The sequence below is a fragment of the Abyssibacter sp. genome (genome assembly GCF_964229365.1).
Taxonomy (GTDB): domain Bacteria; phylum Pseudomonadota; class Gammaproteobacteria; order Nevskiales; family OUC007; genus Abyssibacter.
Genome location: NZ_CAXRDQ010000079.1, coordinates 24,742 through 38,841, shown reverse-complemented (window position 1 = coordinate 38,841; position 14,100 = coordinate 24,742). Strand labels below are relative to the sequence as shown.

At 60.6% G+C, this 14,100-nt stretch carries 9 protein-coding genes and 4 tRNA genes; all 13 read left to right on the top strand.

Annotation, left to right across the window (positions count from 1 at the left end; translation table 11 throughout):
• Positions 1-4: 4 nt before the first annotated feature.
• Complete coding sequence (locus tag ACE1EY_RS13200; RefSeq protein WP_291513287.1) at positions 5-958, top strand: 2-oxoadipate dioxygenase/decarboxylase family protein; 954 nt, start codon at positions 5-7, stop codon at positions 956-958.
• 37 nt (positions 959-995) lie between these two features.
• Positions 996-1,080, top strand: a tRNA-Tyr gene (locus tag ACE1EY_RS13195).
• Between the two features lie 96 nt (positions 1,081-1,176).
• A tRNA-Gly gene (locus ACE1EY_RS13190) sits at positions 1,177-1,250 on the top strand.
• Between the two features lie 68 nt (positions 1,251-1,318).
• Positions 1,319-1,394: transfer RNA gene (locus ACE1EY_RS13185), tRNA-Thr, on the top strand.
• Between the two features lie 407 nt (positions 1,395-1,801).
• Positions 1,802-1,877 (top strand) — tRNA-Trp (locus ACE1EY_RS13180).
• A 34-nt stretch (positions 1,878-1,911) separates the two neighbouring features.
• On the top strand, positions 1,912-2,295 hold the full coding sequence (gene secE, locus ACE1EY_RS13175; RefSeq protein ID WP_291513286.1) for a preprotein translocase subunit SecE: 384 nt from the start codon (positions 1,912-1,914) through the stop codon (positions 2,293-2,295).
• 2 nt (positions 2,296-2,297) lie between these two features.
• A complete protein-coding gene (gene nusG, locus ACE1EY_RS13170; RefSeq protein WP_291513285.1) occupies positions 2,298-2,831 on the top strand; it encodes a transcription termination/antitermination protein NusG in 534 nt (177 codons plus the stop codon).
• A 125-nt stretch (positions 2,832-2,956) separates the two neighbouring features.
• Positions 2,957-3,388, top strand: coding sequence for a 50S ribosomal protein L11 (gene rplK / locus ACE1EY_RS13165; protein ID WP_291513284.1), 432 nt, complete (start codon positions 2,957-2,959; stop codon positions 3,386-3,388).
• Positions 3,389-3,391: 3 nt separating this feature from the next.
• Positions 3,392-4,087 carry a 50S ribosomal protein L1 gene (rplA, locus tag ACE1EY_RS13160; protein WP_291513283.1) on the top strand — a complete coding sequence of 232 codons (696 nt, stop codon included), beginning with the start codon at positions 3,392-3,394 and terminating at the stop codon, positions 4,085-4,087.
• Positions 4,088-4,350: 263 nt separating this feature from the next.
• Entirely contained in the window at positions 4,351-4,878 is a 528-nt protein-coding gene (gene rplJ, locus ACE1EY_RS13155; RefSeq protein ID WP_291513282.1) for a 50S ribosomal protein L10, read from the top strand.
• Between the two features lie 44 nt (positions 4,879-4,922).
• Entirely contained in the window at positions 4,923-5,303 is a 381-nt protein-coding gene (rplL, locus tag ACE1EY_RS13150) for a 50S ribosomal protein L7/L12 (protein ID WP_370300381.1), read from the top strand.
• Between the two features lie 261 nt (positions 5,304-5,564).
• Positions 5,565-9,707, top strand: a complete 4,143-nt coding sequence (rpoB, locus tag ACE1EY_RS13145) for a DNA-directed RNA polymerase subunit beta (RefSeq protein WP_370300380.1) — start codon at positions 5,565-5,567, stop codon at positions 9,705-9,707.
• 125 nt (positions 9,708-9,832) lie between these two features.
• Positions 9,833-14,056: a DNA-directed RNA polymerase subunit beta' gene (rpoC, locus tag ACE1EY_RS13140; protein WP_370300379.1), complete on the top strand. Its 4,224-nt coding sequence runs from the start codon at positions 9,833-9,835 to the stop codon at positions 14,054-14,056.
• Positions 14,057-14,100: the final 44 nt, after the last annotated feature.

Genomic DNA, 14,100 nt, shown 5'->3' with positions numbered 1-14,100 from the left:
GACCATGACCGGATCGCTGGTACCGCGGGCGTCCTTGCGGCACATGTTTGTCGAGGCGGCGACCGAAAAGTTTGTCGGCAGCGTTCGCGATTTTGCCAAGCTGCGCGCGCATGTGATCGAGCGGGGAGGGCAATTCCGCAACGATCACGCCGCGATACGCAGCGCTGATCCGCGCGTGACCAGCCTGCTGGTGCGGGTTGCCGCGCAACTCGACATGTACCCGGACCGGACCTACAGCTTCCCTGCGAAGAAGCTGGAATCTTTCGATCTTCAGGTTCCCGGTGACGACGCTGCTCAATTCAAACTCTTCATCAGTGAAGTGGATTTCGAGGCGTTTCCCGAAGGCGTTGCCGCGACGATCCGTGAGGATGCCGAATCGTCGTGGCAAGCAGCGGACCACGCCGAACTGATCGAGTTGTTGAATGCCGCGGAGGCAAATGGCGGTGTTGCCAAGGTCGACGCTGACCGTTTGCTTGCGCTGACGGTGGATACCTTGCTGACCCGTCCGGGCCCGCCAATACGCCGCGCCGTTTTGAATACCGTTGCCGAGGTATCGGGCGAAGCGGCCAGTGCGCTGGCGTTGGGGGCAGACTTCAATCACGTCACTATCGATGTGCTCGCCGCGGGTTATCCAAGCATTGACGCAATGACCCAGGACATGCGCTCTCTCGGGTTTCGGATGTTGCCGGCGATTCAGGGCGCGCCCGGTACACAGCTTCGACAGACCGCCACGATGGCGCAGACCATGGACACCCCGGTCCTGGAAGATGATGGCGCAACCGGAATCGCGCAGACAGAAAGACAGTTTGTGGAGATCATTGAGCGCTCAGTTGCGACCGATGACTCGGGACGACCACTGCAGGCGGAAGACGGCTCGACGCGAATCTATAAGTACTTTCTGGCCGCAAATGCCGAAAAGATCTTTGACGCAGCCTCTACCCGTGCACGTGTGTCTTGACGGGGGGGTGTCCGATCATGACAATACCGCGCTCCGCGGAGGGGTACCCAAGCGGTCAACGGGAACAGACTGTAAATCTGTCGGCTCAGCCTTCGCAGGTTCGAATCCTGCCCCCTCCACCAATTTAGCGGTCGCTGGCCGCTGAAATGGCATTGAGACTCCACCTTCCGGCATGGTGACCAGAAGCTTGGTCCACTCAGTGCGGTGCGCCTGGACAGGCGGGTGTAGTTCAACGGTAGAACCTCAGCCTTCCAAGCTGATGATGTGGGTTCGATTCCCATCACCCGCTCCAACTTGGCGTAGCGATTGCTCGGCGATCGCCTAGACGGTCCGCTTTGGTGGGCTACAATCTGATGCAATGCCCACCTAGCTCAGTTGGTAGAGCACACCCTTGGTAAGGGTGAGGTCGCCGGTTCGATTCCGGCGGTGGGCACCAAATTCAAACGAAGTCGCTGCGCTCTGGTTGTTGAGTGAGCGGCAAGGTCCCGGAAATCGAATCGGAGACCTCCCCCCTAAGTTAGGGGGTGGCTCGCGTAGCGAGCCGGGGGTGTGGAAGCCTGGCGCCTGTAGTGGCGTTTGGACGCGAAGCGGCTGAACGCCGGTTCGATTCCGGCGGTGGGCACCCAATTCAAACGAAGTCGCTGCGCTCTGGTCATTGAGTGAGCGGCAAGGTCCCGGAAAGCGAATCGGCGGCCTCGTTCGGCGTAATCGGCTGCCTCAGCGAAACGCCTTGTCTGCCCTATGGGTGGGCGCAATCGGCCCCGCCGAAATCATCTCGAAACAAGGGGCTTTCATTCGGCGCGCGACAGGGTATAATCCGCGCCCTTTCGCCGGACGCGTATTAGGGCAGTAGCTCAATTGGTAGAGCGGCGGTCTCCAAAACCGCAGGTTGGGGGTTCGAGACCCTCCTGCCCTGCCATCCGTCGGCTGGCTGGCCCTGACACTGGATCTCAATGAGCTCGAACGAAACACAATCCGGTTCCGCGCTGGATAACGTGCTGATTTTGCTTGCCGTTCTAGTGCTCGGCGGCGCAATCGGCGCATTCTACTATTTTGAAACGCAATTCAACGTTGCCGTACGCGTCGGTGGCTTGTTGATCGCTGTTGCTGCCGCGGTCGCGATTCTGATGCAGTCGCAGGTCGGCAAGACCATGTGGTCCTACGTGCGGGGTTCCCGTGTCGAGCTGCGTAAGGTCGTCTGGCCGACCCGGCGCGACTCCGTGCAGACCACGTTACTAATTTTTGTGGTGGTGTTGTTGCTTGGCGCATTTCTCTACGGCGTGGACGCAGTCCTGCTGTGGGGCGTTAAGGCACTGACCGGCCGAGGGGAGGCGTAGTCATGAGCAAGAAATGGTACGTCGTCCACGCGTATTCGCAGTATGAAAATCATGTCCGCAAAGCGTTGCTGGATCGCGTCGAGCGCGCCGGGCTAACCGACTTTTTCGGCGATATCCTCGTGCCAACGGAGGAGGTCGTTGAAATTCGCGAAGGTCAGAAGCGCACGACCGAGCGCAAGTTCTTTCCGGGCTACGTGCTGGTCCAGATGGAAATGAACGATGAGACCTGGCATCTGGTCAAGAGTGTGCCCAAGGTCCTCGGCTTTATCGGTGGCACCAGTGACCGCCCGGCGCCGATTTCCGATCGTGAGGCAGATCAGATTCTGAATCGCGTCGAAGAGAGCGTCGATAAGCCTCGGCCGAAGACGCTGTTTGAAGCCGGCGAGGGCGTGCGCGTCACCGACGGCCCGTTCGCCGATTTCAACGGCGTGGTCGAAGAGGTCAACTACGAGAAGAACCGCTTGCGGGTCTCGGTGTTGATCTTTGGCCGCTCCACGCCGGTCGAGTTGGAATTCGGGCAAGTCGAGAAAGCATAGCGGTGTGGGCGAGGTGTCAGGTGTGAGGGAGTTTCCTCACGCTTGGAATCTCGTCTTTCACCAATAACCCCGGGGAGGCAGTGATCCTGCCGTTGGTACCCGCCTTGAAAGAGAGGTAATCAAGCATGGCCAAGAAGATTACGGCCTATATCAAGCTGCAGGTACCTGCAGGCAAGGCCAACCCCAGTCCGCCTGTGGGCCCGGCGCTGGGTCAGCATGGTGTGAACATCATGGAGTTCTGCAAGGCGTTCAACGCACAGACGCAGAGCATGGAGCCGGGTCTGCCGACGCCGGTCGTGATCACGGTGTATGGCGATCGCAGCTTCACGTTCATCACCAAGACGCCGCCGGCGGCCATCCTGATCAAGAAGGCTGTGGGCATCACGTCCGGCAGTCCGACTCCGAACACCAAGAAGGTTGGCAAGATCACCCGTGAGCAGCTCGAAGAGATCGCCAAGACCAAGTGGCCTGATCTCAACGCCGCGGACATGGACGCGGCCGTTCGCACCATCGCCGGTTCGGCGCGTGCGATGGGCATCGAGTCGGAGGGCGTTTAAGTCATGGCTAAACTGACCAAGAAGCGCAAGCTGATCCGCGACAAGATTGAAGCGGGCAAGGTTTATCCACTGGATGACGCGCTGGATATCCTGCGCGAAGTCGCCACGTCTCGTTTCAGCGAGTCGGTCGATGTGTCCGTCAATCTCGGTATCGATGCGCGTAAATCCGACCAGGCTGTGCGCGGATCGACGATTCTTCCGAGCGGAACCGGCAAGGACGTTCGCGTGGCCGTGTTTACGCAGGGCGCCAACGCCGAAGCCGCTCAGGCAGCCGGTGCTGATGTTGTCGGCATGGATGATCTGGCAGAAGCGATGAAGGGCGGCGACATGAACTATGACGTCGTCATCGCGAGCCCCGACGCCATGCGCGTCGTCGGCGCACTGGGTCCGGTGCTGGGTCCGCGCGGTTTGATGCCGAACCCGAAGACGGGGACGGTGACGCCGGATGTCGCGACTGCGGTGAAGAATGCCAAGTCGGGTCAGGCGCGTTATCGCACCGACAAGGCCGGCATTATTCATTGCGCGATTGGCTCGGTGAAGTTTGACAATGCCGCGCTAACGGAAAATCTGAAGGCGCTGATGCGCGATCTGCGCAAGGCCAAGCCGTCGGCGTCCAAGGGCGTTTATTTCAAGAAGGTTACGCTCTCCACGACGATGGGGCCGGGCGTGGCCATTGATCATTCCAGCTTGACCGACTGATCAATACAGATTTCGGTTCGACTTGGGTCGAGCCGCGTAGGAATTTGATGGCGCTGCCGGCTTTCGGGCTGGCAGATCCGTCAAAGACCGTGACGTGTTCCTGCAATGGAACTTAATGGGGAGACCCGGCGCACGCAGACGGTGTTGCCTGACGCTAGCGATAGTGGAAAGGCCACCGAACGGGTTGTGTTTGTTGCAACCCACTAGGGCCGGCGTGGCAGTCGCCACGTCGGGAGTTCGATGCAACCAGGAGTGTGTTCCAAGTGGCACTAAGACTGGAAGACAAAAAGGCCCTGGTCGCAGAGGTCAACGAGGTTGCCAGCAAGGCGTTATCCGCCGTGGTGGCAGAGTACCGAGGACTGTCCGCCGGTGAGATGGACGAATTGCGCAAGAACGCCCGTGAGGGTGGTTCGTACTTGCGTGTCGTCAAGAACACTTTGGCAAAACGCGCGTTGTCCGGCACTGAATTCGAGTGCCTGAACGACACGCTGGTCGGCCCGTTGGTACTGGGTTTCTCGCTGGAAGATCCGGGTGCAGCTGCACGCGTGATCAAAGATTTCAGCAAGGGACACGACAAGCTCAAGGTCACGGCGGTTTCCGTCGGCGGCCAGAGCCTGCCGGCCTCTGATCTCGCCCGTTTGGCGGACCTGCCCACCCGCGAGCAAGCCCTCGGCATGCTCCTGGGTGTCATGCAGGCCCCGATCGCGAAGTTTGTCCGGACCCTGGCCGAGCCGCAGGCGAAGCTGGTCCGTACGATCGCCGCGGTACGCGATGCCAAACAGGCAGCCTGAGCCTTTTCAATAATCACTAGCAACAACGTTTTTAGGTAATGACAATGGCAGTTAGCAAAGAAGACATCCTCGAAACCATTTCCAACATGTCCGTCATGGACGTGGTGGACCTGATTTCCGCGATGGAAGAAAAGTTTGGCGTGTCCGCCGCTGCTCCGGTTGCTGTGGCCGCTGGCCCGGCTGCGGGTGGTGACGCCGCCGCTGCTGAAGAGCAGACCGAGTTCGACGTCGTGATGACCAGCTTTGGTGAGAACAAGGTCGGCGCCATTAAGGCCGTCCGTGTCATCACCGGCCTTGGGCTGAAAGAAGCCAAGGAAATGGTCGAAGGCGCTCCGGCGACCGTCAAGGAAGGCGCGTCCAAGGACGAAGCTGAAGAAGTCAAGAAGCAGTTGGAAGAAGCTGGCGCCAAGGTCGAGCTCAAGTAGTGAGTTCGGCGCGACGCGTCGTGACCAACCGAGGCCGCGGCTTCATTGGTCAAACTGCAGTTGCCTGAGCGTATCGCTTAAGGCATGCAGCCGGCGAAGGCTGGTGGCCGTTGGGCCACCGGCCTTTCGCCGTTGAATTTCAGGTTGGTGCCCCAGGTTGGGGTTCAGCCACTGCGCGGCGGAATGTCCGTCTCGCGAATACAGTGGCCACGCAAATGCCGATTTGTGTGGCGCACCCGGGTCCGTTAGTCGAGGTAACGCATGGCTTACTCGTTCACCGAGAAGAAGCGAATTCGCAAGGATTTCCGCAAGCTGGAATCCACGCTGGAAGTCCCCTTCCTGCTCGCGACGCTGATCGATTCCTATCGTCAGTTCCTGCAGGTAGAACTGCCGCCGGAGCAGCGGCAGGTCACCGGGCTGCACGCAGCCTTCAACTCCATCTTCCCGATGACGAGCTACTCCGGTAGCGCGGCACTGGAATATGTCAGTTATCGCCTGGGCAACCCGGTATTTGACGAGCAGGAGTGCCGCATCCGTGGCATGACCTATTCGGCGCCGCTGCGCGTTGTGGTCCGCCTGGTCATTTATGACAAGGATTCCAAGGCCAAGACCGTCAAGGATGTGCGTGAGCAAGAGGTCTACATGGGCGAATTGCCGCTCATGACCGACCACGGCACGTTCATCATCAATGGCACGGAGCGCGTGATTGTTTCGCAGCTGCACCGTTCGCCTGGCGTGTTCTTCGACCACGACAAGGGCAAGTCCCACAGCTCGGGCAAGTTGCTCTATTCCGCGCGGGTGATTCCCTACCGTGGTTCCTGGCTGGACTTCGAGTTTGATCCGAAGGACAACCTGTACGTGCGTATCGACCGCCGCCGCAAGCTGCCGGCGACGATCCTGTTCCGCTCGTTGGGTTATGACAACCAGCAGATGCTGGAACTGTTCCACGAAACGGCGATGTTCCATCTCGCGCAGGAGGGAGCAGAGCTGGATCTGGTGCCCGAGCGACTGCGGGGTGAGACGGCGGCCTTTGACATCAAGTCCGGCAAGGAAGTGATTGTCGAGGAAGGTCGTCGGATCACGGCGCGTCACATCAAGTTGTTGAAGGACGCGGGTGTCGACCGTCTGGAAGTCCCCGAGGACTACCTGATCGGCCGTACGATCGCGCGCCACATCATCGATCCGGAAACCGGCGAGGTTCTGGTCGAGGCGAATGCCGAGATCATTCCGGAGACGCTGGAATCCCTGCGTGGTGCCGGCATCAAGGACATTCCCGTTCTCTACACGAACGAAATCGATAACGGTCCGTACATCTCCACCACGCTGCGTGTTGACCCGACGTCGACGCAACTCGAAGCGCTGGTCGAGATCTACCGGATGATGCGTCCCGGCGAACCGCCGACCAAGGATGCTGCTGAAGGCCTGTTCGATAACCTGTTCTTCAATGCCGAGCGCTACGACATCTCTGCTGTTGGGCGGATGAAGTTCAACCGTCGCATCGGCCGCGATGAAGTGACGGGTTCGCCGGTGCTGTACGACGCCCAGTACTTCGAGGGCAAGAAGGATCAGTTCTCCAAGGATCTGGTCGCACAGCTGGGCAACAGCTCCGATATCGTCGACGTTGCGAAGGAGATCATTGCGATCCGCAACGGCAAGGGTCAGACGGACGACATCGATCACCTGGGCAACCGCCGTATCCGTTCCGTTGGTGAAATGGCAGAAAATGCCTTCCGCACCGGGCTGGTGCGTGTCGAGCGCGCGGTTCGCGAGCGCTTGGCGCTGGCCGAATCCGAAGGCCTGATGCCGCAGGAACTGATCAACGCCAAGCCGGTGGCCGCTGCAATCAAGGAATTCTTCGGGTCCTCGCAGCTGTCGCAGTTCATGGATCAGAACAACCCGCTGTCGGAGGTCACGCACAAGCGTCGCGTGTCCGCCCTCGGGCCGGGTGGTCTGACCCGCGAGCGCGCGGGCTTTGAAGTCCGCGATGTGCATCCGACGCATTACGGCCGTATCTGCCCGATTGAGACGCCGGAAGGCCCGAATATCGGTCTGATCAACTCGCTGGCTGTGTACGCACGGACTAACGAGTACGGCTTCCTCGAAACGCCGTACCGCAAAGTGAACGATGGCGTGGTCACGGACGAGATCGAATACCTGTCCGCGATCGAGGAAGGGCGCTACGTCATCGCGCAGGCGAACTCGATCCTGAACGACAAGGGCAATTTCGTCGCAGATCTCGTGTCCTGCCGTTTCCAGAACGAGTTCACGTTGATGGCGCCTGAGAAGGTCCAGTATCTGGACGTCTCACCGCGTCAGATCGTGTCGGTCGCCGCCGCGTTGATTCCGTTCCTGGAACATGACGACGCCAACCGTGCGCTGATGGTGTCGAACATGCAGCGTCAGGCTGTGCCTTGCCTGCGTGCCGAAAAGCCGCTGGTTGGCACCGGTATTGAGCGCCGCGTGGCCGTTGACTCCGGCGTGGCGATCACGGCCCGTCGTGGCGGTGTCGTCGACAAGGTGGATGCCTCGCGCATCGTGATTCGTGTGAACGATGACGAGACGATTCCGGGCGAACCGGGCGTCGACATCTACAACATGATCAAGTACCAGCGTTCCAACCAGAACACCTGCATCAACCAGCGTCCGCTGGTGAAGCCGGGTGACAAGCTGGAGCGTGGCGACGTGGTTGCCGACGGACCGTCGACGGATTTGGGTGAGCTGGCCCTGGGTCAGAATCTCCAGGTCGCGTTCATGCCCTGGAATGGCTACAACTTCGAGGATTCCATCCTCGTCTCCGAGCGGCTGGTCGAGGAAGACCGCTTCACCTCGATCCACATCGAGGAACTGACCTGTGTCGCTCGCGAAACGAAGTTGGGGCCCGAGGAGATCACCGAGGACATTCCGAACGTCAACGAGGCCGCGCTGCGCAAGCTGGATCAGGCAGGCGTGGTGCACATCGGGGCCGAGGTCAAGGGTGGCGATATTCTGGTCGGAAAGGTCACGCCCAAGGGCGAGACTCAGCTGACACCGGAAGAAAAGCTGCTGCGTGCGATCTTCGGCGAGAAGGCTTCGGACGTGAAGGACACGTCCCTGCGCGTGCCGCCGAGTGTCGACGGCACCGTGATCGACGTGCGCGTCTTCACCCGTGAGGGTGTCGACAAGGACTCGCGTGCACTGTCGATCGAGGCCGAGGAGCTGGCCCAGGTTCGCAAGGATCTCAACGACCAGCTGCGTATTTTCGAAGACGACATCTACGCTCGCATCCGGACGGCCCTGGTCGGCGCGAAAGCTGACGGCGGCCCATCCAAGCTGAAAAAGGGTTCCACGGTCACCGAGGAGTACCTCGACGGGCTGGAGCGCGAGAAGTGGTTCGACATCCGCCTGGCGGATGAAGATGCCCAGGCACAGCTGGAATCGGCGGCCAAGCAGGTCGAGGAGCAGCGGGTCGAGTTCGACAAGCGCTTCGAGTCCAAGAAGACCAAGATCACCGCTGGTGACGAGCTCGCTCCGGGCGTGCTGAAGATGGTCAAGGTGTATCTGGCCGTGAAGCGTCGCATCCAGCCGGGCGACAAGATGGCCGGTCGTCACGGAAACAAGGGTGTCATCTCCCAGATTGTTCCGGTTGAAGACATGCCCTTTGCCGCCGACGGTACGCCGGTGGACATCGTCCTGAACCCGTTGGGCGTGCCATCACGCATGAACATCGGTCAGATTCTCGAAACGCACTTGGGCTGGGCTGCCAAGGGTGTCGGGTTGAAGATCGGCCGCATGATGGAAGCCGCCAATGCCACGCAGGAACTGCGCAAGTTCCTGGGTGAGGTCTACAGCGGTGAAGGTGCCCAGATTGTGAACATGGAAGAGTTCACGGACGAGGAGGTGCATCAGATGGCGCGCAACCTCTCCAACGGGGTTCCGACGGCTACGCCGGTGTTTGACGGTGCCGCCGAAGAAGAGGTCCGCTCGCTGCTGCGCCTGGCAGACCTGCCGGAAAGCGGCCAGTGCGAACTGTTCGATGGCCGAACCGGAGACGCTTTCGCGCGTCCGGTCACCGTTGGCTACATGTACATGCTCAAGCTCAACCATCTGGTGGATGACAAGATGCATGCACGGTCCACCGGTCCGTACTCGCTGGTCACGCAGCAACCGCTGGGTGGTAAGGCGCAGTTCGGCGGCCAGCGCTTCGGTGAGATGGAAGTCTGGGCGCTGGAAGCCTATGGCGCGGCCTATACGCTGCAGGAGATGCTGACGGTCAAGTCTGATGACACGACCGGTCGGACACGGATGTACAAGAACATCGTGGACGGCGACCATCGCATGGAGGCCGGCATGCCCGAGTCCTTCAACGTGCTGGTCAAGGAAATCCGCTCGTTGGGTCTCAACATCGAGCTGGAAGAGGACAACTGACGGTCCGCCGTACCCGCGTGTGAGCGCGGGTACGGCCTCGTCGGCACTGGATGGTCAGCCGGATCGCGTTCAATCCGAACTGAATTCGATCCCGAGCGATTGCTAACCACACTTGTGGAGCTGTTATGAAAGATTTGCTGAGTCTGCTTCGCCAACCCGATCAGATGGACGATTTCGACGCCATCAAGATCGGCCTGTCGTCTCCCGAAACCATTCGTTCATGGTCATTCGGTGAGGTGAAGAAGCCTGAAACAATTAACTATCGTACGTTCAAGCCGGAACGTGATGGCTTGTTCTGCGCCAAGATCTTCGGTCCGATCAAGGACTACGAGTGTCTGTGCGGCAAGTACAAGCGCCTGAAGCACCGTGGTGTAATCTGCGAGAAGTGCGGCGTGGAAGTCACCTTGGCCAAGGTGCGTCGCGAACGCATGGGGCATATCGAACTGGCCTCGCCCGTCGCACACATCTGGTTCCTGAAGTCGCTGCCGTCCCGTATTGGTCTGCTGCTCGACATGCCGCTGCGCGCCATCGAGCGTGTGCTGTACTTCGAGGCGCATGTGGTCATCGATCCGGGCCTGACGCCGATGGAGCGCGCCCAGATTTTGACCGAAGAGGAGTACCTCACGGCTCTCGAAGAGCACGGCGACGAGTTCGTCGCCAAGATGGGCGCGGAGGCCGTGCTTGATCTGCTGGGTGGCATTGATCTGCCGACCGAAGCCACCAAGCTGCGTGAGGACATCGGTGCAACCGGTTCCGAAACCAAGATCAAGCGGCTGGGCAAGCGCCTGAAGCTGATCGAGTCCTTCATTACCTCTGGCAACAAGCCCGACTGGATGATCCTGGACGTGCTGCCAGTGCTGCCGCCGGATTTGCGTCCGCTGGTGCCGCTGGACGGCGGTCGCTTCGCGACGTCGGATCTTAATGATCTCTACCGCCGGGTGATCAACCGTAATAACCGCCTCAAGCGCCTGCTTGAGCTGGCCGCTCCCGACATCATCGTGCGCAACGAAAAGCGCATGTTGCAGGAAGCCGTCGACGCGCTGATCGACAACGGCCGTCGTGGCCGGGCGATCACGGGTTCGAACAAGCGCCCGCTCAAGTCCCTGGCCGACATGATCAAGGGCAAGCAGGGCCGGTTCCGCCAGAACCTGCTGGGCAAGCGCGTCGACTACTCCGGCCGTTCGGTCATCGTGGTTGGTCCGACGCTCAAGCTGCACCAGTGCGGACTGCCGAAGAAGATGGCGTTGGAGCTCTTCAAGCCCTTCGTCTTCTCGCGTCTGCAGCGTCTTGAGATGGCCTCGACCATCAAGGCCGCCAAGAAGATGGTGGAGCGGGAAGAGGCGGAAGTCTGGGACATCCTGGAAGACTGCATCCGCGAACATCCGGTCATGCTGAACCGTGCACCGACGCTGCATCGTCTTGGCATCCAGGCTTTCGAGCCGGTGTTGATCGAAGGTAAGGCGATCCAGCTGCATCCGCTGGTTTGCACCGCGTTCAACGCGGACTTCGATGGCGACCAGATGGCCGTTCACGTTCCGTTGTCGCTGGAAGCCCAGCTTGAAGCGCGCGTGCTGATGATGTCCACGAACAACATCCTGTCTCCGGCCAATGGTGATCCGATCATCGTGCCGTCGCAGGACGTTGTGCTTGGCCTCTACTGGATGAGCCGCGAACGTATCAACGCCAAGGGCGAGGGCATGGTCTTCGCTGATCCGGCCGAAGTGCGTCGCGCGTTCGACAACGGGATTGTGGATCTGCAGGCCAAGGTCAAGGTCCGCATGGACGACTGGATTGACCAGGAAGACGGGTCTGTCCAGGCCAAGCGCCATGTCGTGGAGACCACGGCGGGTCGTGCACTGCTGTCCGAGGTCCTGCCGGAAGGCATGCCGTTTGCCATGATCAACCGTGCGATGACCAAGAAGGCCATCTCCGCAGTGATCAACGCCAGCTACCGTCGCTGCGGCACCAAGGACAGCGTCGTCTTTGCTGACCAGTTGATGTACACCGGTTTTGCGATGTCGACCAAGGCGGGTATTTCCATCGCTGTGGGCGATATGGTCATCCCCGAGGAGAAGGAAGTCATCCTCGCCAAGGCGGCCGACGAAGTGAAGGCGATTGACGACGAATACACCTCTGGTCTGGTGACCGGCGGTGAGCGGTATAACCGCGTCGTGGACGTCTGGTCGCGTGCCAATGAGCAGGTGGCTCGCGCGATGATGGACAAGATTGGGCACGAGGAGACGACGGATGCCGACGGCAATACCGTCAAGACTCCTTCGTTCAACTCGATCTTCATGATGGCCGATTCCGGTGCGCGTGGTTCTGCCGCGCAGATCCGTCAGCTGGCCGGCATGCGTGGCCTGATGGCGAAGCCGGACGGCTCCATTATCGAAACCCCGATCACCGCGAACTTCCGTGAAGGGCTGAACATTCTGCAGTACTTCATCTCGACCCACGGCGCTCGTAAGGGTCTGGCGGATACCGCACTCAAGACCGCGAACTCGGGCTATCTGACCCGTCGTTTGGTTGACGTGGCGCAGGACGTGGTCGTGACCGAGGTCGATTGCGGCACCGACCAAGGTGTGGTGATGACGCCGATCGTCGAAGGTGGCGATGTGGTCGAGCCGCTGGGCGAGCGCGTACTGGGCCGCACGATTGCCAAGGACGTGATCGACCCGACGAGCAACGACGTGATCGCGGCCGCCGGCACCCTGATCGACGAGCGCTGGGTGGACCTGCTCGAAGCGAAGTCGGTTGACGAGATTGTCGTGCGCTCGGCGATTAGCTGTAAGACGCAGTTCGGTGTTTGCGCCTCCTGTTATGGGCGTGATCTGGCCCGCGGCCATCGCGTCAACATCGGTGAGGCGGTGGGCGTGATCGCGGCCCAGTCCATCGGTGAGCCTGGCACGCAGCTGACGATGCGTACCTTCCACGTGGGTGGTGCGGCGTCTCGTGCCGCGGCCACCGATGGGGTAGAAGCCAAGTTCGACGGTAAGGCCAAGCTGCACAACATCAAGACGGTGCAGCATGCTGACGGGCATCTCGTTGCGGTCTCTCGTTCCGGCGAAGTGGGTGTCATGGACGCCCACGGCCGCGAGCGCGAGCGCTACAAGATTCCTTACGGCGCCACGATCCTGATTCAGGAAGGTGACTCGGTGGATTCCGGCGCGCAGATGGCGAAGTGGGATCCCCACACCCATCCGATCGTGACCGAGCTGGCGGGTACCGTGAAGTTCGCTGATTTCGAGGACGGCCTGACTGTCCAGCGTGAAGTCGACGAAATGACGGGCATCTCGACGCTGGTTGTCACCGATCCTAAGTCTCGCGGCTCCGCGGGTAAGGACCTGCGCCCGATGATTCAGCTGATCGGCAGCGATGGCGAGCCGATGGTATTCCCGGGTACGGATATTCCTGCGCAGTACTCACTGCCGCCGAAAGCGATTGTGGTTGTTGAAGACGGCCAGACCGTTGTCATCGGTGACGTCGTGGCGCGTATCCCGCAGGAGGCATCGAAGTCTCGCGATATCACCGGTGGTCTGCCCCGCGTGGCTGACCTCTTCGAAGCTCGCAAGCCGAAGGATCCTGCCGTTCTGGCCGAAGCCTCCGGTACGATTCGTTTCGGCACCGGGACCAAGGGCAAGCAGCGCATCAAGATTGTCGCCAGTGGCGGCGACGAGACCGACATGCTGGTGCCGAAGTGGCAGCAGATCAACGTGTTCGAAGGTGAGCACGTCGAGAAGGGCGAAATCATCTCCGATGGTGAGCCTAGCGGTCACGACATCCTGCGTCTGCGCGGCGTAAGCGCCTTGTCCGAATACCTGGTCAAGGAAATTCAGGACGTCTACCGCCTCCAGGGTGTCGCGATCAACGACAAGCACATTGAGGTGATCATTCGCCAGATGCTGCGCAAGGTTGAAGTGGCCGATCCGGGTGACACGAAGCTGCTGCAGGGCGAGCAGCTCGAGCTGTCGACGGTGCTGGAGTCCAACCGCAAGGCGGAGTCCGAGGATCTGATCGCAGCGAAGTACGAGCGTTTGCTGCTTGGGATTACCAAGGCTAGCCTGTCGACCGAGTCGTTCATCTCTGCGGCCTCCTTCCAGGAGACAACACGCGTGCTGACTGAGGCCTCCGTGCGGGGCGCTCGCGATGATCTGCGTGGCCTGAAGGAGAACGTGATTGTGGGTCGTCTGATCCCCGCGGGCACGGGCCTGGCGCACCACAAGGCCCGTCGCGACCGTCGCAACCTCGTCATGGGGTTTGAGGACGCGGCCGCTGTTGAGGCCGCAGAGGCTCAAGCCGCCGCCGCAACCGAGATCCAAACCGGCGAGACGGACGGCGATCAAGCCTAGAAAGACGGGCTTGTCAGTGGTTCGCGCGAGCGTCTGCTGACAAG

Bases quoted from the DNA above. Each gene is read 5' to 3' on its own strand.
- ACE1EY_RS13200 (WP_291513287.1), top strand. From the start codon at position 5: ATGACCGGATCGCTGGTACCGCGGGCGTCCTTGCGGCACATGTTTGTC.
- secE (WP_291513286.1), top strand. From the start codon at position 1,912: ATGAGCTCGAACGAAACACAATCCGGTTCCGCGCTGGATAACGTGCTG.
- nusG (WP_291513285.1), top strand. From the start codon at position 2,298: ATGAGCAAGAAATGGTACGTCGTCCACGCGTATTCGCAGTATGAAAAT.
- rplK (WP_291513284.1), top strand. From the start codon at position 2,957: ATGGCCAAGAAGATTACGGCCTATATCAAGCTGCAGGTACCTGCAGGC.
- rplA (WP_291513283.1), top strand. From the start codon at position 3,392: ATGGCTAAACTGACCAAGAAGCGCAAGCTGATCCGCGACAAGATTGAA.
- rplL (WP_370300381.1), top strand. From the start codon at position 4,923: ATGGCAGTTAGCAAAGAAGACATCCTCGAAACCATTTCCAACATGTCC.
- rpoB (WP_370300380.1), top strand. From the start codon at position 5,565: ATGGCTTACTCGTTCACCGAGAAGAAGCGAATTCGCAAGGATTTCCGC.
- rpoC (WP_370300379.1), top strand. From the start codon at position 9,833: ATGAAAGATTTGCTGAGTCTGCTTCGCCAACCCGATCAGATGGACGAT.